The sequence below is a fragment of the Aliiglaciecola sp. genome (assembly GCF_039982535.1).
GTDB lineage: Bacteria > Pseudomonadota > Gammaproteobacteria > Enterobacterales > Alteromonadaceae > Aliiglaciecola.
In genome coordinates this window covers 70,593-91,307 of sequence record NZ_JBDWYG010000067.1, presented here as the reverse complement: position 1 = coordinate 91,307, position 20,715 = coordinate 70,593, and the positions used below count along the sequence as shown (strand labels likewise).

Annotated in this window: 20 protein-coding genes; 17 read left to right on the top strand and 3 right to left on the bottom strand. The window is 40.9% G+C overall.

Features of this window, described 5'->3' with window-relative positions:
- From ABJV04_RS18335 to ABJV04_RS18320, 4 genes are all read left to right on the top strand, one after another.
- A partial coding sequence (locus ABJV04_RS18335) for an MMPL family transporter (RefSeq protein ID WP_348493054.1) occupies positions 1 to 1,888 on the top strand: 1,888 nt, incomplete at its 5' end.
- Between the two features lie 19 nt (positions 1,889 to 1,907).
- A complete protein-coding gene (locus ABJV04_RS18330; protein ID WP_348493053.1) occupies positions 1,908 to 2,693 on the top strand; it encodes an outer membrane lipoprotein-sorting protein in 786 nt (261 codons plus the stop codon).
- Entirely contained in the window at positions 2,693 to 4,003 is a 1,311-nt protein-coding gene (locus ABJV04_RS18325; protein ID WP_348493052.1) for a hypothetical protein, read from the top strand. The genes ABJV04_RS18330 and ABJV04_RS18325 overlap by 1 nt, the downstream gene beginning before the upstream one ends.
- A 30-nt stretch (positions 4,004 to 4,033) precedes the next feature.
- A complete protein-coding gene (locus ABJV04_RS18320) occupies positions 4,034 to 4,249 on the top strand; it encodes a DUF2892 domain-containing protein (protein ID WP_348493051.1) in 216 nt (71 codons plus the stop codon).
- 72 nt (positions 4,250 to 4,321) lie between these two features.
- Here ABJV04_RS18320 and ABJV04_RS18315 read toward each other — a convergent pair whose 3' ends face one another.
- Positions 4,322 to 5,626: a sigma 54-interacting transcriptional regulator gene (locus tag ABJV04_RS18315; RefSeq protein WP_348493050.1), complete on the bottom strand. Its 1,305-nt coding sequence runs from the start codon at positions 5,624 to 5,626 to the stop codon at positions 4,322 to 4,324.
- A 210-nt stretch (positions 5,627 to 5,836) separates the two neighbouring features.
- Here ABJV04_RS18315 and ABJV04_RS18310 point away from each other — a divergent pair, with 210 nt between their 5' ends.
- The 12 genes from ABJV04_RS18310 (at position 5,837) to ABJV04_RS18255 (ending at position 18,452) form a co-directional block, all read left to right on the top strand.
- Positions 5,837 to 7,108 carry an FAD/NAD(P)-binding oxidoreductase gene (locus ABJV04_RS18310; RefSeq protein ID WP_348493049.1) on the top strand — a complete coding sequence of 424 codons (1,272 nt, stop codon included), beginning with the start codon at positions 5,837 to 5,839 and terminating at the stop codon, positions 7,106 to 7,108.
- Between the two features lie 8 nt (positions 7,109 to 7,116).
- The gene (locus tag ABJV04_RS18305) at positions 7,117 to 7,758 is read left to right on the top strand and encodes a DUF3365 domain-containing protein (protein WP_348493048.1); all 642 of its coding nucleotides are present in this window, start codon (positions 7,117 to 7,119) and stop codon (positions 7,756 to 7,758) included.
- A gap of 273 nt (positions 7,759 to 8,031) precedes the next feature.
- On the top strand, positions 8,032 to 9,624 hold the full coding sequence (locus tag ABJV04_RS18300) for a cytochrome ubiquinol oxidase subunit I (protein WP_348493047.1): 1,593 nt from the start codon (positions 8,032 to 8,034) through the stop codon (positions 9,622 to 9,624).
- Positions 9,621 to 10,757, top strand: coding sequence for a cytochrome d ubiquinol oxidase subunit II (gene cydB / locus ABJV04_RS18295; RefSeq protein WP_348493046.1), 1,137 nt, complete (start codon positions 9,621 to 9,623; stop codon positions 10,755 to 10,757). Before ABJV04_RS18300 ends, cydB begins: the two co-directional genes overlap by 4 nt.
- A gap of 19 nt (positions 10,758 to 10,776) precedes the next feature.
- The gene (gene cydX, locus ABJV04_RS18290; RefSeq protein ID WP_100643419.1) at positions 10,777 to 10,887 is read left to right on the top strand and encodes a cytochrome bd-I oxidase subunit CydX; all 111 of its coding nucleotides are present in this window, start codon (positions 10,777 to 10,779) and stop codon (positions 10,885 to 10,887) included.
- Positions 10,887 to 12,491: an ATP-binding cassette domain-containing protein gene (locus tag ABJV04_RS18285; RefSeq protein ID WP_348493045.1), complete on the top strand. Its 1,605-nt coding sequence runs from the start codon at positions 10,887 to 10,889 to the stop codon at positions 12,489 to 12,491. Before cydX ends, ABJV04_RS18285 begins: the two co-directional genes overlap by 1 nt.
- Positions 12,481 to 14,022, top strand: a complete 1,542-nt coding sequence (locus ABJV04_RS18280) for an ATP-binding cassette domain-containing protein (RefSeq protein ID WP_348493044.1) — start codon at positions 12,481 to 12,483, stop codon at positions 14,020 to 14,022. The genes ABJV04_RS18285 and ABJV04_RS18280 overlap by 11 nt, the downstream gene beginning before the upstream one ends.
- Positions 14,015 to 14,887: an MBL fold metallo-hydrolase gene (locus ABJV04_RS18275; RefSeq protein WP_348493043.1), complete on the top strand. Its 873-nt coding sequence runs from the start codon at positions 14,015 to 14,017 to the stop codon at positions 14,885 to 14,887. The genes ABJV04_RS18280 and ABJV04_RS18275 overlap by 8 nt, the downstream gene beginning before the upstream one ends.
- Before the next feature lie 3 nt (positions 14,888 to 14,890).
- On the top strand, positions 14,891 to 15,649 hold the full coding sequence (locus ABJV04_RS18270) for a sulfite exporter TauE/SafE family protein (protein WP_348493042.1): 759 nt from the start codon (positions 14,891 to 14,893) through the stop codon (positions 15,647 to 15,649).
- Between the two features lie 13 nt (positions 15,650 to 15,662).
- Positions 15,663 to 16,073: a TIGR01244 family sulfur transferase gene (locus ABJV04_RS18265; protein WP_348493041.1), complete on the top strand. Its 411-nt coding sequence runs from the start codon at positions 15,663 to 15,665 to the stop codon at positions 16,071 to 16,073.
- A 99-nt stretch (positions 16,074 to 16,172) separates the two neighbouring features.
- Positions 16,173 to 17,807 carry a methyl-accepting chemotaxis protein gene (locus ABJV04_RS18260; RefSeq protein ID WP_348493040.1) on the top strand — a complete coding sequence of 545 codons (1,635 nt, stop codon included), beginning with the start codon at positions 16,173 to 16,175 and terminating at the stop codon, positions 17,805 to 17,807.
- Positions 17,808 to 17,957: 150 nt separating this feature from the next.
- Positions 17,958 to 18,452, top strand: a complete 495-nt coding sequence (locus tag ABJV04_RS18255; protein ID WP_348493039.1) for a YqiA/YcfP family alpha/beta fold hydrolase — start codon at positions 17,958 to 17,960, stop codon at positions 18,450 to 18,452.
- Positions 18,453 to 18,543: 91 nt separating this feature from the next.
- On the opposite strand, the gene ABJV04_RS18250 is transcribed toward ABJV04_RS18255, so the two are convergent.
- Positions 18,544 to 19,287, bottom strand: a complete 744-nt coding sequence (locus tag ABJV04_RS18250; RefSeq protein WP_348493038.1) for an RNA methyltransferase — start codon at positions 19,285 to 19,287, stop codon at positions 18,544 to 18,546.
- Positions 19,288 to 19,560: 273 nt separating this feature from the next.
- Here ABJV04_RS18250 and rlmE point away from each other — a divergent pair, with 273 nt between their 5' ends.
- The gene (gene rlmE, locus ABJV04_RS18245) at positions 19,561 to 20,181 is read left to right on the top strand and encodes a 23S rRNA (uridine(2552)-2'-O)-methyltransferase RlmE (RefSeq protein WP_348493037.1); all 621 of its coding nucleotides are present in this window, start codon (positions 19,561 to 19,563) and stop codon (positions 20,179 to 20,181) included.
- Between the two features lie 20 nt (positions 20,182 to 20,201).
- Here the strand turns inward: rlmE and fdxA are convergent, their stop codons facing one another.
- Positions 20,202 to 20,525: a ferredoxin FdxA gene (gene fdxA / locus ABJV04_RS18240; protein ID WP_348493036.1), complete on the bottom strand. Its 324-nt coding sequence runs from the start codon at positions 20,523 to 20,525 to the stop codon at positions 20,202 to 20,204.
- Positions 20,526 to 20,715: the final 190 nt, after the last annotated feature.

Here is a 20,715-nt window from a genome sequence, read left to right as displayed (position 1 = left end):
ACAAATGGGCATTTCAGCACCCTTAGCTGGTTTAACTATTTTTATTCTTTTGTTTGTGTTCTTCCGCAATATTCCGCTCATTATTGCGCCCATGATAGTCGCTATGGCCACGGTAATCATAACCATGGGTGCGTTAATTGGAATGGGCTTCACCGTTCATATCATGTCGTCAATGATTGCTATTTTTCTGATGCCTATTGCGGTAGTTGATTCGGTGCATATATTGTCGGAGTTTAGTGACCGCCATAAGCCTGGTGAAGATCTACAAGAAACCATAGAAGAAGTAGTAGGCCATCTATTTACGCCCATGCTATACACATCAATCACCTCATCAGTGGGGTTCTATTCATTGATGTTAACCCCCATTCCACCGGTGCAAATATTTGGTGCCTTTGTAGGCTCAGGTATCTTATTGGCGTTTTTAATCACAATTACCTTTATGCCCGCCTACCTGTCTAGGATGAGCGAAGCTTCATTACAAAATCTTCAAGATGTGATGCATAGCCAACAAAGTGGAGGGACCAGAATAGCCAAAATAGCAGCTGGCTTGGGTAAGATTGCAATGAATTTTAAGGGCTCATTGATTTTGAGTTTTGCGGCGATTTTTGCAGTATCGGTTTGGGGAATTACGCAAATTCAAATAAACGATAACCCAGTAAGATGGTTCAAACCAGACCATGAAATTCGAGTCGCTGACAAAGTTCTCAACGAAAACTTTGCAGGAACCTACGACGCATACGTTGTGCTGAGTCAACAATCATCGTTAGTACCAATTCACAACTTAATGATAAAAGACCTGCCTTCTACTTTAAATGAATGGCAACAGAGCACAGTTGAAAAGCTTAAGAATGAGCCATTAAACGAACAGTATCAACAACTTATTATTGAAATCGAAGACAAAATGTTTTCCCAAATAAGTTCTATAGAAGATCAGTATTTGAATCAGTTGTTAAGTCTGACAGAGTCGGCTTTAAGCCAGTCAAAAGCGTTCCAGTCACCACAACTACTGGCCTACATAGAATCCTTGCAACTTGAATTACAAGGTTCAGGGCTAGTGGGTAAATCCAACTCCCTTGCCGATGTGACCAAAGTAGTCAATCGTGAACTCAGATCCGGTGAAGCAAAAGATTACCAAATCCCTGCGTCACCACAAGCTGTGGCGCAAACATTAATGCAATACCAGTCATCCCATCGCCCTAATGACCTATGGCACTTTGTTACCCCAGATTACCAGCAAAGTTTAATTTGGTTACAGTTAAGCAGTGGTGATAACCAAGATATGACAAAGGTAATTCAATTGGTGGATGATTACGTAGCCAGCCATCCCCTGCCCGCAAATATTGAACTAGGATGGGCAGGCAAAGCTTATATTAATGTCATTTGGCAAGAAAATATGGTGGCAGGCATGCTTAATAGTTTAATTAGTGCATTTGTGATTGTTTTTGTGATGATGGTGATACTCTTCAGATCCCTCGTGTTTGGTTTGCTAGCAATGCTGCCACTGACCATCACTATCACTTTCATTTATGGGTTGATTGGTATTATTGGCAAAGATTACGATATGCCAATCGCTGTTTTATCAGCATTAACACTGGGTTTGTCAGTAGACTTCGCCATTCACTTTTTAGAAAGGGCCCGCGCCTTATACAAACAAAACAAAGATGTTAAACAAACATTTGCGTTGATGTTTCAAGAGCCGGCTAGTGCCATTACACGTAATGCCCTTGTCATTGCCCTTGGTTTTACTCCCTTATTATTTGCTCCCCTTGTGCCCTATATCACTGTGGGCGTATTTTTAGCGAGTATTATGGCGATTTCTGCCCTAGTGACATTGCTTATTTTGCCCGCAGTAATGTCGTTGGCAAAAACCTTAGTGTTTAAAAACTAAGTCAACTTGGAGGTTTAGAATGTTAAGAGTTACATTATTTACGTTTTCATTATTAGTGTCGTTACCGGGCACTGCAGCCGTTGATGTTGATGAATTAATTAGCAGCGCTGAAAAGGTTGCTTATTACAGTGGCGAAGATGGCCGCTCAGATGCACGGATGATGATTGTTGACTCTCAAGGACGTAAACAAATGCGTCAATTCACTATCTTAAGACGTGATATTGAAGACAACGGTGATCAGCAGATGATGGTGTTTTTTAGCCGTCCTACGGATGTTAAAGACACTGTATTTAGAGTGGAAAAACATGCTGATATTGGAATTGATGATGACCGCTGGTTGTATCTACCGGCACTGGACTTAGTCAAACGCATATCAGCTGGCGACAAACGTACCTCTTTTGTGGGTTCACACTTTTTTTACGAAGATGTATCTGGCCGCGCTATCTCAGAGGATAGCTTTGAACTGATGAATGAAACGTCGGAAAACTACATTTTGAAAGCCACCCCCAAGTCCGCAGACAGTGTTGAGTTTAGCTACTACCACGTCAGCATTAGTAAACAAACAAAGCTGCCGGTGAATATTGATTTTTTTAATCAAGATGGTGTGAATTACCGACGAGTTGAAGCTATAAAAATCGAAGAAATTCAAGGATTTCCTACAGTGGTTCGCTCCAAAGTAAGCGATTTGATTAATGGTGGTTATACCTTAATGGAATTTAGAAATATCAGCTATGATCTAGGGCTACCTGACGATGTATTTTCTGAACGAAGTTTGCGTACCCCGCCTCGCCAATGGTTAAAATAATGAAAAATAGGTTATCGTCCCGCACTTTTTTAACGATGATGTTACTTTTCGTCACGTTAAACACTCTAGCCCAAACTTCAGAAGATGAATGGGATATGGGTGACTGGTCGGAAGAAGCAGTGGAAAGCCCGATATTTACCGGCTTTATTGACGTTAGCGCGGGCAACAGAATATCCTCAGATCCGGTCATCGATGGTGCTAAAACCCTCAGAGATATTCGTCTACAAGTGCAGTGGGAAAAGCTACTCAGTCATTCCAGTTTAACCATCACCAGCGACCTGTATTATGACGGTGTACTCGATGATGTGAAATTAGATGTTCGGGAATTTGCTTGGCAAGGAAGACTAGATGCTTTTGGTGAATGGGGTAAATATTTTGATTTAAAACTAGGTCAACAAGTGTTGACTTGGGGAACAGGAGATTATTTATTTCTAAATGACCTTTTCCCAAAAGATTATCAATCATTTTTTGCAGGTCGTAATGATGATTACCTCAAAGCACCTTCCCTATCCGCTAAGTTATCTGGATTTTTTGATTGGGGAAATATTGACTTGGTTGTTACCCCAGAATTTGCAGCAGACAACTACATCAATGGCGATTACTTTTCATTTTTCTCTTCACAGGTAGGCAGCAACATCGCACCAGGTTTTGAAGTAAATCCACCTTATTTACCGGAGTCGCCAGAATATGCATTACGCTATTATAAAACCTTTGGCTCATCCGAACTCGCCATTTATGCTTACGATGGCTTCCATAAATCGCCCAGCAGCCAAACCAGTGAAGGCCAAGCTTACTTTTCTGAACTCAAGGTTTATGGTGCCAGCATCGTAAGCCCTGCTTTTGCAGGTCTGCTCAAAGCAGAATTCGCTTATTATGCCTCTCGAGATGATAATCAAGGCACGGATCCGCTAACTCCAAACGATCAAAGTCGACTTTTGGTTGGCTATGAACAGGAGTTAATGAAAGATGTATCTGGCAGCCTGCAGTGGTATTTAGAACGCACCCATGATTATTCACAATTAAAGTTAAACTCCCTAACACCAGAATATGATCCCAACCGCAGTCGTATTGTCCTTACCCAACAACTTGTTTATCGGTTAATGCAACAAACCTTAACCATAAACGCTTTTAACTTTTACTCCACCAGCGACAAGGACGGTTTTTTAAAATTGCGTGTTGATTACAGTCCAGTTGACCAGTGGCGACTAGCAACGGGTATGAATTTATTTTACGGCGATGACAATCACACATTTTATAATCAGTTTGAAGATGCGAGTAACTTCTACGCTAGCTTCAAGTACTTTTATTAAGCTACTAAACCATTAAAAAAGAGGATAATTATGTCTGCTGAACGAGCGTTAACCGCATTTGCCGGTTTTATGGTGTTAATTTCCGTTGCCTTAACGGTTTGGGTTCATCCCAACTTTGTTTGGTTTACGGTTTTTATAGGTGCTAATTTATTTCAACAAAGTTTTACAGGCCTGTGCCCTGCCACCTTTATTCTTCGTAAAGTGTTTGGTTTTAAAACCGAAAAAGAACTGGCGAATGGCCAATAAAATTCAGTAACACGCCATAAATGACAAAACCAAAAAAGATAACGGCCCACATAATCAGATCACGCGGGCAAATTATCTTCCGTCGTATTTTAAGCCATATTTCTGTAATTTCCGATAAAGGGTTCGCGGACTCACTTCTAATTGCTGGGCAAGTTCATCTACAGGTAAAGTGCTAGAAAAACACAATTGAGAAAGGTACTGTTTTTCGACTTCATCTAAGGAAATAACTTGCTTCACGTCCTTGCCCTCAAAATTATCGGAATGAATGATGAGTTCCGGCAAATCCTCAACCTCAATAATGTCTTCATTGGCAAGTAACGCTGAATGCTCGACAATACTTCTAAGCTCACGAATATTGCCAGGAAAATCGTACTGACTTAATTTAAGCATCGCTTGTTGACTAAATCTTTTACGATGTAGTTCGGATTGTTTTAAAAAATGTTCGGCTAAAATAGGGATATCGGAACGACGCTGAGCCAATGAAGGCAACATAATGGGAAAGCCCGCGATGCGATAATACAAATCTTTCCTAAACTCACCCGATGCTACTAATTCAAGTAAGTTCTTATGACTTGCACAAATTAATCTAAAATCAGCTTTTTTCTGTTTAATCCCACCTACGGTGCGATAACAATGGGTTTCAAGCAGTCGCAATAGTTTAACTTGCATAGCCAAAGGCACATCTGCTATTTCATCAAAAAAGACAGTGCCACCATTAGCCATCTCTATCAGCCCTTTTTTGGCATGGGTTGCGCCAGTAAAAGCACCTTTTTCATGACCAAATAACTCCGACTCAAATAAATTTTCGTTAAGACCTGTACATTCAATAATTACAAAGGGTTTTTCTGCTCGAAAACTCGACTCGTGAACAGCCTTAGCCACTAACTCTTTACCAGTACCCGTTTCGCCGTGTAAAAGCACCGCAATATCGGACTTGGCTGAGCGGTTAATCTTATTTAGCATCTTTTTAAAAGGCTCTGATGCGCCTATCATAAGTTGCGCATTCGACTCATTGGACGCAAACTTTATACGGTCTAACACTTCTAAAAATCCGGTGGTGATACCATTTTCATCTTTGATGGGTTTCATCAAAATATCACAATAGGTTTTACCGTATGGGGTATCGTGAATATGAATAACACTGCTAGTTTTATCGGTTTTATTACACTGCTCCATTGGACAATCTTCACCGTGCTGATCACAGGGGCTTGAGTTTCGGTGGGAAATTTCAAAACAGCGACTTTTGCCTACTATCACTTCATTTTCATAGGTATCTCGATAAGCTGGATTAACGGCTAAAATACGGTATTCAAGATCAATAAAAATTGCCGGCTTTTCCATTGCATCAATAATCGATTGTACGACACTCACATTCATAATCCATGAAACCTTCATTAAGTCATTATTGACTCATACTCTGACAAAAATGACACAGGAATCAAGTTATATCTAAATCATCCGAAATAATTTTAATAAAACATATAATTTTCAATACCTTAAATAATTTTGAATTTATAGCACGGGTCTTGCTTATTAAGTATTTACATGTCGTACCCTTTAACGATATTAAAAAAGTAAGGATCTAAAATGGCTAAAATAGTGATCTTAGGCGCAGGAACCGGTGGCATGCCAGCGGCTTATGAAACAAAAGAGATATTAGGCAAGGAACACCAAGTTGTTGTGATCAATGAACGAGCTGAATTCCGGTTCGTTCCTTCCAACCCTTGGGTTGCTGTTGGATGGCGAGAGCCTAACGCAATAACGATGCCCATTGAAAAATATCTCAATAAAAAAGGCATTGAATTCATTTGCGCAAGGGTGGATAAAATCGATGCACAAAACAATGTTATTTTAACCCACGAAAACCAAAGCATAGAATACGATTATTTGATAATAGCCACAGGACCTAAACTTGCCTTTGCTAATATTCAAGGAGCTGGACCTGATTTTTACACGCAATCCATTTGTACCTTAGATCACGCTCAACAATGCTATCAAGATTTTGAAAAGCTAATAAAAAATCCAGGGCCAGTTGTGGTTGGTGCTTTCCAAGGCGCCAGTTGCTTTGGGCCTGCATACGAATATGCGTTTATCTTAGATAAAGCACTGCGAGACGCTAAGATCCGCCACAAAGTACCCATTCACTTCGTTACCTGTGAACCTTATATCGGGCATATGGGCTTAGGTGGTGTGGGTGACTCTAAAACCATGTTGGAGTCAGAACTTAGAACCAGAGACATAAAGTGGACTTGTAACAGCAGCGTAGATAAGGTCACTGAAAGTATGATGTTCGTTTCTGAGTTAAACCGAAAAGGTGAAGTTGAATTCGAGCATCAACTACCTTTTCAACATGCCATGCTTATCCCTCCATTCAGTGGTGTTGACGCTGTGGCAAATGTTGATGCTTTGTGCAACCCTAAAGGTTTCGTTCTCACCGATGAATACCATCGCAATCCAACCTACCCGAATATATTTTCCGGCGGAGTCTGTGTTGCTATCCCTCCAGTTGAGGCAACTCCAGTCCCAACAGGAACGCCTAAAACAGGTTACATGATCGAAACTATGATGACCGCCATCGCCCACAATCTAAAAGCCCTCATTATTGACAAACAACCGCCTCACACTAAAGGCACTATGCATGCAATTTGCTTAGCCGACATGGGCAACACAGGAGCAGCATTTGTAGCCATGCCGCAAATTCCGCCCCGTAATGTTGCCTGGTTTAAAAAAGGGAAATGGGTACATTTAGCCAAAATTGCATTTGAAAAATACTTCATGCGAAAAATGCGCACGGGCACAAGTGAACCGGTTTACGAAAAGTATGTGCTAAAAGCACTTGGAATAGAACGACTAGAATAGGAAATACTATGAATAGAATATTAGCAATATGTGCAACTACAATGGGTATGTTAACTCTTGTCAGTTTCGGATCTTATGGAACGGCTACTAAGGTGGAAGAATTAGCCACAAAAAAGGAACCGCTAATAAATAATCAGGTTCAAAATCATGAAGCATCCTCAAAACAACAGATGCAAAACATTGCCAAACAAAAAATGCAGCAATTTGGTAAGCAACTCAAAAGTGAATTACTCAATGCAATTGGCACTGGTGGCTTTGAAAGTGCAGTAGAGGTTTGTCAACAACAAGCACCTAAAATTGCCGCTGAACTATCCACTAATGGTTGGACCCTAAGTCGCACAAGCTTAAAAACCCGCAACCCCGATAACCAACCCAATGAGTGGCAAAAAGAGGTATTAGTGAACTTTGAACAGCAATTGAAACAGGGCAAAGCAATGGATAAGTTGGTCTTTAGTGATATTAAAAATGGGCAATTTAGAATGATGAAAGCCATTCCTACTGGTCAGTTATGTGTTGCTTGTCATGGTACAAATATATCCTCGGATTTACGTGAAAAAATAAACCAACACTACCCACAGGACACGGCAATAAACTTTTCGTTAAATGATATACGCGGCGCTTTTAGCGTCACTGCGCCTATGTCTGAGTAGACTACTGCCAAACAAATTAATCCACAAAATCAGCTGCCAAATCAGCAACTGTCACTTATGACACACTTCTTGTCATAAGTGACACAACAACTTGACAATAAAGCCTCCCCAAAAATAAAACTCCAATCCTTTCAATACCTTAAAATATTTTCCATATTTGGCACGCAGAATGCAATTTGAGTTCAATAATGTTGATTAAGATCAACTCCGAGGTAGAAACCATCGGAATATAATAGATTCGACAACACTTTTTAAATCACTAGGAGAAACAGTATGAACGAGACTCTAATTGAGTTATCTCGTTGGCAATTTGCCTCTACCGTCATGTTTCATTTCATATTTGTTCCATTAACCTTAGGCTTGAGTTTTATGCTTGCCATAATGGAATCTGTGTATGTTTTGACTGGCAAAGAAATCTATAAACAAATGACCAAGTTTTGGGGTAAGTTGTTTGGGATCAACTTTGCTATTGGCGTTGCCACAGGCTTAACCATGGAATTTCAGTTCGGTATGAACTGGTCTTATTATTCCCATTATGTAGGTGATATCTTTGGTGCGCCTTTGGCGATAGAAGGACTCATGGCCTTCTTCTTAGAGTCTACCTTTGTTGGTTTATTTTTCTTTGGTTGGGACAAAATGACCAAAGTGAAACATCTAATGACAACTTGGTTAGTTGCCATAGGTTCTAACTTCTCTGCCCTTTGGATCTTAATTGCCAATGGCTGGATGCAATTTCCTGTGGGTGCAGAGTTTAATTTCGAATCTATGCGCATGGAAATGACCAGCTTTGCAGAAGTCATATTCAACCCTGTTGCGCAAGTGAAGTTTGTACATACGGTATCTGCAGGCTATGTGACCGGTGCAATTTTTGTTCTAGCTATTTCTTCTTATTACTTACTTAAAAACAAAGATGTTGCTTTTGCTAGACGCTCGTTCGCCATCGCGGCCAGCTTTGGGTTAGCATCGGTTATCTCAGTTATTATTTTAGGTGATGAGAGTGGTTATGAACTAGGTGATGTTCAAAAGGTTAAATTAGCCGCTGTAGAGGCTGAATATGAAACCCAGCCGGCCCCTGCTGCTTTTACCCTGTTTGGCATACCCAATGATGAAACTGAATCTGTCGATTACGCCATCCAAATACCTTATGCCATGGGTATAATTGCCACACGCTCACTAGACGAAGAAGTGGTTGGCTTAAAAGAACATAAAGAGCGCCATAGAGAGCGTATTTTATCTGGAATTGTAGCTTACGACTTATTAGACAAAGTCAGAAATGGCCAAGCGACAGAAGCTGAACGGGCTGATTTTGAGCAACACAAAGACAATTTAGGCTTTGCTATGCTGTTACAGCCTTTTACGGATGATGTTACTAATCCTTCCGAAAATGCTATTCAACAAGCTGTTGATTACAGCATTCCAAAAGTTGCACCGTTATTTTGGAGTTTCAGACTGATGGTTGCCTCTGGATTTGCCATGTTAGTGCTGTTTGCCCTAGCCTTCTATTACTCTACTAAGCACCAAATTACTAAACCTCGCTGGTTATTGAAATTTGCTCTTTGGAGCCTACCACTGCCTTGGATAGCCTCAGAAGCGGGTTGGTTTGTTGCCGAATATGGTCGTCAACCATGGTCAATTGCAGAAATATTACCGGTACATGCATCAGTATCCAATTTAAGTGTTACTGACGTCGTTATCACGATAATAGCCTACACATTCTTCTATGCAATTATGTTTATCGCCGCCTTTTATCTAATGCAGAAATACGCCAAAAAAGGCCCCAGTGAAACTTTTGCCGAAGCCGAGCGTGAATTAGAAGAAGCGGCACAACTACTAAACGATGAACAACCTCAAGGAGCAAACTCATGATTGATTATGAAACCCTTCGTGTTATCTGGTGGGTGTTGATAGGTGTATTACTCATAGGTTTTGCGATTACCGACGGCTTTGATTTAGGAGTCGGTGCATTATTGACGCTGATTGGAAAAACCGATCAAGAACGCCGAGTCATGATCAATACCGTGGGGCCCCACTGGGACGGTAACCAGGTGTGGTTAATCACTGCTGGTGGCGCTATTTTTGCTGCTTGGCCAATGATTTATGCTACAGCGTTTTCTGCTTTATATTTAGCACTAGCCTTAACCTTAATCGCGCTGTGGATGCGTCCGTTAGGTTTTGATTACCGTAGCAAGCTAACCAATAAAAAATGGCGAATGATGTGGGATTGGGCGCTTTTCGCTGGCGGCTTTATTCCTGCCCTAATATTTGGTGTGACATTTGGTAACTTACTACTGGGTATTCCTTTCGAGTTAGACGAGACTTTAAAGTCAACCTATACAGGTTCGTTTTTCAGTTTACTAACACCATTTGCACTACTAACCGGACTAGTTTCAGTTGCAATGCTGTTAAACCACGGAGCAACTTGGTTACAACTTAAATCCGATGGTGACCTATATCAGCGGGCACGTTCTTTGTCAGTAATACTAGCTTCAACAACAGCGGCTCTTTTTGCCTTAGCAGGTGTGTATTTGGCCCTTGGCGTCGATGGCTATCAAATCACTTCAAACGTAGATATAGCTGCAACCAGCAATCCTTTGCATAAAACCGTATCGATTGTAAGTGGAGGATGGTTACAAAATTACAGTGCCTATCCATGGATGATAGCAGCCCCTGTTCTAGGTATTGTTGCTGCATTGGCCTCCGCCTTCTTTTCTAGTATCGGCAGAAGTGGCAAGGCATTTGTTGCAAGTGCGCTAAGTATTGCAGGCATTATTTTAACTGCAGGGTTCTCAATGTTTCCATTTTTACTACCCAGCAGCATCATGCCTAACGCAAGTTTAACCGTATGGGATGCAACCTCGTCGTTTTTAACTCTACAAACCATGTTTATTGTGGCCTGTGTGTTTGTACCTATTGTGCTGTGTTATACCGCTTACGGTTTCTGGGTTATGAGAGGACGGGTAAAACAAGCTGACTTGAGCAAGTCACACGCAATTTATTAACAATAATAGGAGAGAAATTATGTGGTATTTCACATGGATTTTAGGCGTTTTATTAGCATGTTCATTTGGCATTATTAACGCCATGTGGCTTGAGTCAACAGAAGATATGGATCGCACGGACGAATCATAATGGCAACTGAAATAACACCTCAAGCAACAGCGTGGTTAAAGCGGCAAAGCACGGAATTTCGTGGGCCGCAAACCAAGGTGTTTTTGGTAAGACTAATACAGTTTAGCGCTCAAATCGTCACCTTTTGGTTTTTTGCTGAAATGATGATGTCGATAGTTGTTGAGCAGCAAACAATTGATGCCCGCAAGGTGTTATACCTTGCGGTTGCATCAAGTATTTGGTTAGCCAGTGTATATTTTGCAGATAGTCTATCGGCCATCTGCAAAACAAACGTTGAAAGCCAAATTGAAGGCGATATCCAACAAATTTGGCAGCAACAACAAACCGCCTTAATACGCCGATATTCATCGGCTTATTGGCAACAGTTAATGTTCGATCACATAACTGATGTGGGTAATTACGTCAGTCAATACTGTGTGCAAAAGTGGATGGCCGCTATAACACCCCTGGTTATTTTATTGGTGATAGCGCCAATTAATTATGTTGTGGCAATCTCCTTACTACTTAGCATGCCTGTAGTTCCTTTATTTATGATTATTGTAGGTAAAGGGGCAGCTGCACTCCACCGTAAACATTTTATCGCTTTGGAACGTTTAGGGGCGATGTTTTCGGATAGGTTAAAAGCCCTCCCCTTAATCACCAGTAGTAATCAACACCAAGAACAACAGACACGATTAAGCCAGGCCAGTAACATTGTCAATTCTAAAACCATGAAAGTGGTATCTGTGGCATTTTTGTCTACCACAGTGTTAGATTTTTTTTCCACCTTATCAATCGCACTGGTAGCAGTTTTCATTGGCTTTAGTTTAATCGGTGAGTTTGAATTTGGACCTAGTATGGATCTTCACACTGGTCTATTTATGCTACTTGTGGCTCCGTTATTATTTGCAGAATTAAAAACCTTGGGAAAATACTATCATCAAAAGTCCAAAGCAGAGGCCAGTGCAGAACGATTTGCAGAGATATATAACGAGGTAAAATCTACGCTAAAAGAGCCAAACTTCAATGGTATAGATTGGCTGAACTTTCAAGTTCAGGAACCTAAGATTAGTGCCAGAAAAATCTCAATACGCCCCGGAGAATGGGTATTTTTAGAGGGGCAATCAGGCGCAGGTAAAACCGTTCTGTTAGAAGCATTAATGGGGTTTCGAGAAGCCTCTCACCACTTTCCAGCGCCTAGCTATATGCTTACTCAAGATAGCGTAGTTTTAGATAATACCCTTAGATATAATTTAACCTTGGGAAAAGACATCCCTGATCATTTGCTTTGGGAAGTGTTAGTTGATGTGGAGCTTAATGATTGGGCGTTTAACCTAAAACATCAATTAGACACACCTTTAGGCGACTATCCTCCTTTATCGGGAGGCGAAGCTCAACGTTTAGCCCTTGCTCGTATTTTACTAATTGACGCTGACGTCGTTTTTCTTGACGAACCCACCGCCCACCATACCCAAGAGCAACACAAAGTACTGAGCCTGTTGTTGCATCAACGTTTGCAGCAAAAGACGGTTATTTGGGCGTCGCACAAATCTATTCCTTCCCATTGGTTTTCACAACATTGGCAACTTGAAAATGGCATTTTAAGGAACCCAAATGAAACATAAAAAACTGTTGGCGGTTAGCTTATTGCTCGCCATAGTGCACTTTCTAGTGGGTTTCACTATTTTATTAGTATCCTCTTGGTTTATTGCCGCCTCAGCGATTGCGGGTCTGGGCTTTAACTATATGTTGCCAGCAGTAGTTATTCGAGGCCTAGCGATTTTGCGCATTGCTTCTGGTTATTTCAGTATGCTATTTGGCCATCATCACCTACTCGACTCCTTAGCCGACATTCGGGTATCTGTGTTCAAATCTCTTGCTGACAATCACGTTATTGCGCGGGATACGTCTTTAAACGCACTGGCTTATCAAAGTGAAGAAGTAGCGTCAATTTGGATTGCTTGGGTGGGCCAAAATGCCGGAGTATTATTATCCATCAGTGCGCTAATGTTCTGTGCGGTAGTGTTTACACCCGCATTAACTTGGCCATTAATCGTGTTTTTAGTCGTGTTTAGTGCCATTTACTTGGGATTAGTATTAAGTACCTTAGGTAACGCTGTAAAACTGGCTAAATCTCAAAAATCCACCCAATTGAGTTTAATTCAACACGTTGAAAGTGCGCCTATCTGGCATATGCAAAATCAAGTTCAACCACCTAAATTAACCAATATTCGTAAAATACAAAACCGCATCCAATCGAATACTAGATTAGCGACCTTACTCACCTCTATCACCAGTATTGCGACTATGTGTTTTATATTAATTAATTACGCAGGAGCCCATGTGGGAAACAGTTTGTTCGTGATCATCCCCATGGCATTACTGAGTGTAAATGATTGGTTGGGCCGCGCCATTGAGTCACAAAACAAGCTAACAAGTTATCACATTGCCAATAAAAGCATGGCAGCTTTGGTACAGGTGTCCGTACCTATACATCGGCATCATACCGAGGTAAAAAGCCTAAATGTATCTAACTTTAAAGCCCAAAACACCCGTATGCCAGAAGTGTCGGGCACATTCGACTCTGCCAGCTTGAGTTTAATTGTAGGCAGTTCAGGCTCAGGGAAAAGTCGTTTCCTACAATCCCTTGCAGGTTTGATTCCTTGTCAAGGTAGCCGGAAAATCAACCAAAAAGACCTGCCAAATGGGTTACTTGACGACAGCCTTTATGTTGAACAGTTTCCATATTGTCTATCAGATACCTTAAAAAGTAACTTGCTTATCGCCAACCCCGAGGCATCGGATGCTTGCTTAAACGAAGTTCTCAATAAAGTGGGTTTGGGTTACATGACGGATATCAATCAATGGATTGGAGAAAATGGAAGACGTTTTTCTGGCGGTGAAAAAAAGCGTCTAGGTTTAGCTCGCGCTTTATTAAGTCAAGCAAACCTCATTTTAATTGATGAGCCATTTGAAGCCTTAGACGAAAAGAATATTGAAATTGCATGTGCTCTTATCAATCAATTAGCCGAGCTGAAAATTGTGTTGGTTGCTTCTCATATTATTCCTCATCAACTCAAAATAGATCAGCAAATATCACTCGATCCAAAGTTGCAGCTCGAAACCAGCAAAGAAGGAATCTTCCACCATGAATAAACTCATCATTCAACCATTTCTGGATGAAAACACCAATACAGTCACCTATGTCTTAACTGATAAAACCTGCAACTTGTCTGCGATTATTGACCCAGTTTTAGATTTTGATGCCAGTTCGGGCACCCTATCTTCTGCCAGTGCAGATAAGGTGATCAAATATTTAGATGATAATAATTTTTCCCTAGAGTGGATACTGGAAACCCATGCCCACGCCGATCATATAACTGCCTCGCAATATATAAAAGAAAAGCGCGGCGGCGAAATTGGCATAGGCGAACATATCCGTATAGTTCAAACAACCTTCAAAAAAATCTTTAACTTAGATGCAGAATTTCCTTGTGACGGAAGTCAATATGACCATTTGTTCAGCGACGGAGAAATAATTAAGTTAGGGCACTTAAACATTCAAATAATGAATACGCCTGGTCATACACCTGCCTGTGTGAGTTATTTAATTGAAGATGCCGTTTTTGTTGGTGATACTTTGTTTATGCCCGACTACGGCACGGCTCGCGCAGATTTCCCCAACGGCAGCGCTAAAGCCCTGTACCAATCGATTCAAAAAATTCTTGCACTGCCTGGAGATACCCGTATTTTTGTGGGCCACGACTATAAAGCCGAAGGTCGTGATGAATATGCCTGGGAGTCGACGGTATTTCAGCAGTTGCGCAACAATATTCATGTAAAAAATGGCACCAGCGAAAACGACTTTGTGAGTATGCGCAACGCACGGGATAAAACCCTTGCGGCCCCCAAACTTCTGCTACCCTCTATTCAAATGAATATCCGCGCAGGACTAATGCCCGACACTGAAGACAATGGTATTTCTTATTTAAAAATACCTCTAACCAGTAAGCTGGGTTAACCCATGCATGATCCAATAATTTGGTTTGGTGCAATAACCATGGGCTTGAGCCTCGGTTTGCTGGGCTCTGGTGGCAGCATATTAACTTTACCTTTACTCATTTTTATTGCTAAAGAACCTGAAAAAATAGCCATAGCTGAATCTCTGTTGATTGTTGGTTTAGTGGCATTAGTTGGCACCATAACGCACTACTTCAAAGGGAATATTCTTTACAAACTAGTCATCTATTTTGGTATTCCTAGTATGTTTTCAGCATATGCTGGGGCGTATTTGGCGCAATTTGTAAGCGTTAAATTACAAATGCTAATTTTTGCCGTAATAATGCTATTAGCCAGTGTATTCATGCTCAAACCTATTTCTCCTGTTACTGCTCAAACAGCACCTTCACAATCAGTGTTTTGGTTAATTCCCGCTAGTTTATTAGTCGGGTGCTTAGCCGGTTTAATTGGTGTTGGTGGTGGTTTTCTCATTGTGCCAGCACTCATGTTTATTGCCAAAATACCCATCAAGCAGGCTGTAGGTACCAGTTTAGTGATTATTGTGATGCAGAGTGTTAGTGGCTTTTCCCAGTATTTACAGGTATTCCAATATGCTGATATCACCCTAAATTGGCCCCTGATTACACTGGTTAGCGGCTGTGCTATCGGTGGCATATTAGTCGGTTTAAAAGTTGCAGATAAACTTCCACAAAAGGTGATTAAACAACTCTTTGGTGCTGGCTTAATAGGCTTATCAGCCTACACCTTTATCGCAAACTTTTAATCAAGGATTAGTTATGCCTATCATCAATTTAAATGACCACTTTTCAATATCTGGTGAATTGGACAAAGCACAGCTATCTGAACTAATAAAAAATGGCTTAACCCTATTAATTAATGTTCGACCCGACAATGAGTCTGCCCATCAAATGTCCAGTCACGAATGGAAACTACTTTGTGGTTCACTTGATGTTGATTACCAACATTTACCGGTTAAATCGGGTTGTTATAACAACCAACAAATAGCTTCATTTAAACAGTTGATTGAACAACAAAAAGGCTTAGTGCATTGCTTTTGTAGAAGTGGAACCCGTGCAGCTCACCTTTGGGCGCTGAGTCAAAAAGATCAACGTTCTTTTCAACAGTTACAAAACCTATGCGCCGCCAAAGGTTATGATTTATCAGCGATTAAAGAGCATTTTGCGTAATTTAAAATTAAATCCATAGATTTAGACTAGACTAATAAAACAGCCATCTGATGATCGCCAGTGGCCTCCAGTTTGGGGGCAATAGTTTAGGAGTTAACAATGGTTTTTTTACGCAAATTTTCATTGATCTATCGATTAAGCTTTATTGTTATTTTAATGGTGCTGGTGCTAATACTTCTCAGTTTCAGTGTCCTAAATCACCATTATCAAGCTCTAGAACAACAGGCTCACAAAGAAAATAAGAGCGTCGTAGATGTGGCTTATAGTGTAATTGAACACTTCCATCAATTAGCCGTTGAAAAACAACTGAGTGAAGAAGACGCCAAAGCAATGGCCATCGCCACTGTTAGTAATCTGCGCTACGACAGTAACAACTATTTCTGGTTACAAGATGCCACTCCGAGCATGATCATGCACCCTTTCAAACCTGAGTTAAATGGGAAGTCCCTTTTCGATAGCACAGATGCAAATGGCAAAACGTTTTTTCGAGAAATGTCCCAACTAGTTAAACAACAAGGTAGTGGTTTTGTGACTTATGTTTGGCCATTGCCAGGTGAAGAAAAACCAACACCCAAAATATCCTATGTTAAAGAATTTGCGCCCTGGGGTTGGACCATTGGTTCGGGGATTTACATGGATAAGCTTGACGCTTTCTACGCTAAATTGCGTAACTCATATATAATTGAAGCCTCTATTGGGTTGCTATTTATTCTAGGTGCGACTTGGTTAATTAGTAGAAGTATTACCGCACCAATTCAAGAAGCGGCTGAACGTATGCGTGATATAGCCCAAGGTGAAGGTGACCTAACCCGCCAACTCCCCGTCCAAGGGAATGATGAAATTACCCAGTTAAATCAACATTTCAACCAATTCACCTCCAAAATACGAGAGTCTCTTATTCAAGTGAAGGCAATTGTCGAAGAGTTAATTATCCAATCTAACTCTGTTGCCAAGGTCAGCCAAAGTAGCAACACGTTTGCACAACAACAAAGTGACGCGACTATTCAAGTTGCTGATGCGATTGATCAAATGAGCAAGCAAATTACTGAAGTAAGCAACAATGCATCCAATGCCCAAAAGACCACAAGTGATGCAAAAAACAACGCACAATCAGGGGCAGTTGCGGTTACTCGTAGCGTCGACGACATACAATCTTTAACAACAAGTATTGAACAAGTTAATTCAGTTGTATCTCAATTAGCCGAGCAAAGTGAAAATATTGGCAGCGTATTAGATGTGATCCGCTCCATTGCGGAGCAGACTAATTTATTAGCCTTAAATGCGGCAATTGAAGCAGCTCGCGCAGGCGATCAAGGTCGAGGATTCGCAGTGGTCGCTGATGAAGTGCGCACTTTAGCTAGCCGCACTGGACAAAGTACAGATGAAATTCAAAGCATGATTGAAAAGCTACAAAATGATGCCAAAGCAGCCGTAGACGCAGTAAAAATGAGCCAAGACACCTCTCAAAAAACCGTCGGTGACATTAATCAAGCTAACCAAACACTGCAAGAAGTGGCCAGATTAATGGGACAAATGTCGCAAATGAATAGCCAAATTGCCCAAGCCACAGAGCAACAAACTGAAGCTTCTCACGCCATTAATTTGCGATTAAATGACTTAAATGAAACGTCTGAACAATCTGTTACAACGGCTACAACACTAAACCAAGCAAGCCAAACTCTTAAAGCACTCAGCGATAAGGTCCATACTGTGGTAAATCGCTTTATATTATGATGTTGAGGCTATTGAGTTGCTGGTAAAACTATATTGGTATAGTCCCCGTTTGGGGCCGCGTGATTAACAGAGCCTAAAAAACACAGGCTTTACTATTTTTGGCTAGCATCCATTGTTATCATTTGTACAAACTCTCAACTGAACATCATTATGAAAGTCATTTTTTCACATGGAAAAGAAAGTGGTCCTTGGGGATCTAAAATACGAAAGTTAGCCGAGATTGCACAAAACCTCGGCCATTCAGTAGACAGTATTGATTACTCTGGTATTGATAATCCTGATAAGCGTGTTGATAAGCTATTAAAAATACTCGCAAACACAGATGATAAGGTTGTTTTAGTGGGCTCTTCCATGGGCGGCTACGTTTCCATAGTAGCTGCGCAAGAATACGCTTGTGAAGGTCTATTCCTACTCGCCCCCGCGTTATTTATGCCAAACTACGCGAAACAGTCTTACACTCCTAAGACCCAAAACCTTTCTATCGTCCATGGTCTTGGTGATGATGTGATCCCCTATCAACATTCAGCGAAATATGCGCAACAATCTAAATGTGAATTACATCTAATCGAAGGTGATCACAGACTCAACTCGTCACTGGATGAGGTATCAGAGATTTTTACGGCCTTCTTAACTCAATTCGAGTAGTTTGAGAATTTTAAAAGCTTTTAGGAGCAAATATATGGATTTAGTGAACTTTAGCTACATTTTATAAAGAACATTGTTGTAACTAAAATTCTTAAACGGATAATTGGTACACGCAAATATTCACCGCACTGGCTAAATTGAGGGAATCAATTTTGCCACTGCCAGTAATGGTGTATGCATCGGCAGCACAGGCCGACAAGGCATCACTGGGCACCCCACGAGCTTCGTTGCCAAACAAATAACATTGGTAATCGGAAAACTCTGGACTATTGATCTGTTTACCTTGCATATCCAAATAGGCAAAACGTTTAAACCGAGTCTGTAATTCTTCTAATTCAACCTCTAACTCAATGGGTACATGGAATATGGCCCCCATACTGGCGCGCACCACTTTAGAATTAAAGGGATCAACACTGTTGGGACTGAGCAATAATCGAAAATCCCCAAACCAAGCTAAGGTTCGCAAAATAGTCCCAAGGTTACCGGGATCTTGCACTTCATGGAGATAGATGCAGCGTTCTCCTTGCAGGTTTGTTTGCTGCAATTTAGCCGCCTTTGGCAATGGCACACAAGCTATAATGCCCTGGGGGCTTTTGGTGTCACTAAGCTGTGCCATTTGCTTTTTATTGAGCACTACCAAACTACTTTGACTAAACAGTGGTTTAGCCCAATCTTGATACTCTTCGGTGATATATAACGTAATATTGCTTAATTCAGGGCCTTGTTTTATTGCTTTTTGAAGCTCTAAAACCAGATGTTCACCTTCCACTAAATAATAACCAAACTGAGCACGGTATTTTTTTTGATGGAGCTTTTTTACATCATCAAATTTCATATTAACTTGCCTTGGGATAGTGACGAGATAAAACACAAGTTAAATACAGCACCTTCGGTCATGTAGTTCCCTATTTTTTATTTAGTTATTTATTTATGGATTGGATAAACGAATTAATCTACTCGCAAACTCATTGTAACCCGTTGATGAAATCAAGTCAGGCAAAAATAAATTGTCTTTAAAGGGCATATTTTACCCTGAGTAATTTGCAAATTTGCCCTGCCAGCTTACAATAAGCGCCGTTTAAACCATCTAAAATAGCAGACTCACTTTATGGCACGCTCTAAAACCAGTAAAAAATGGCTGGACGAACACGTTAACGATCCCTACGTAAAAAAAGCGCAAATTGACGGCTACCGTTCCCGTGCAAGTTATAAGCTGATTGAGATTAACGAAAAAGATAAGTTAATTCGTCCTGGCAGCATTGTGATGGATCTTGGCTCAGCGCCTGGTGGATGGTCGCAAATAGTCGCGCCTTTGGTAGGCAAAAAAGGCCGAGTAATAGCGTCAGATATTTTACCAATGGATTCAATACTGGATGTGACCTTTATTCAGGGTGATTTCACCGAAGAAGCGGTTTATGACCAAATTGTTGCTGAATTAGACAATGAAAGAGTCGACGTTGTGGTTTCAGATATGGCACCGAATATCAGTGGAGTGAATGCCACCGACCAATACAGTTCAATGTACTTGGTAGAATTAGCCCTAGATATGGCTCGCAATGTCCTTAAACCTGGCGGCAGTTTTTGTGCGAAGGTGTTCCAAGGTGTGGGCTATGAAGAATACTTAAAAGACGTACGCAGTTCATTTCAGAAAGTGGTTATTCGTAAGCCTGATGCGTCTCGTCCACGTTCACGCGAAGTTTATATAGTAGCCAAAGGGTTCAAAGGGTAAATCAAACTTTGTGCTGGGCGTTAGCGTTCTAACAAAGGCAACTTATCGGCAACCCCGTTCCACTTATCAGCGTCTTCTGGAGGCGCTTTTAGCTCGTTCAAATTAGGCCATTCCTGGCATAGTTCTTCGTTTAATGCTAAATACTGCTGTTGATCGGCGGGCAGTTCAGTGTCTTGAAAAATCGCATCAGCCGGACATTCAGGTACACAAAGGGCACAATCGATACAAATAACAGGATCAATCGCCAAAAAATTAGGCCCCTCAAAAAAGGCATCTACTGGGCATACGGCAACACAATCTGTGTATTTGCACTTAATGCAATTGTCGGTCACTACAAAGGTCATTGAAAGCTAGTTTGGTTAGGAACAAAATATGCTGACAAGTTTAAAGAAGCCGGTTAAAAACACAAGTTTCTTTAGGTTTTTGTTCAGGCGAACTAAATTCATTTAAATTCACTTGAATTGATCTGAAATCTACCTAAACAGGGCTATCTATCGCAGATTAGCTGATTTAAAATATCGCGCCCTGACAGAC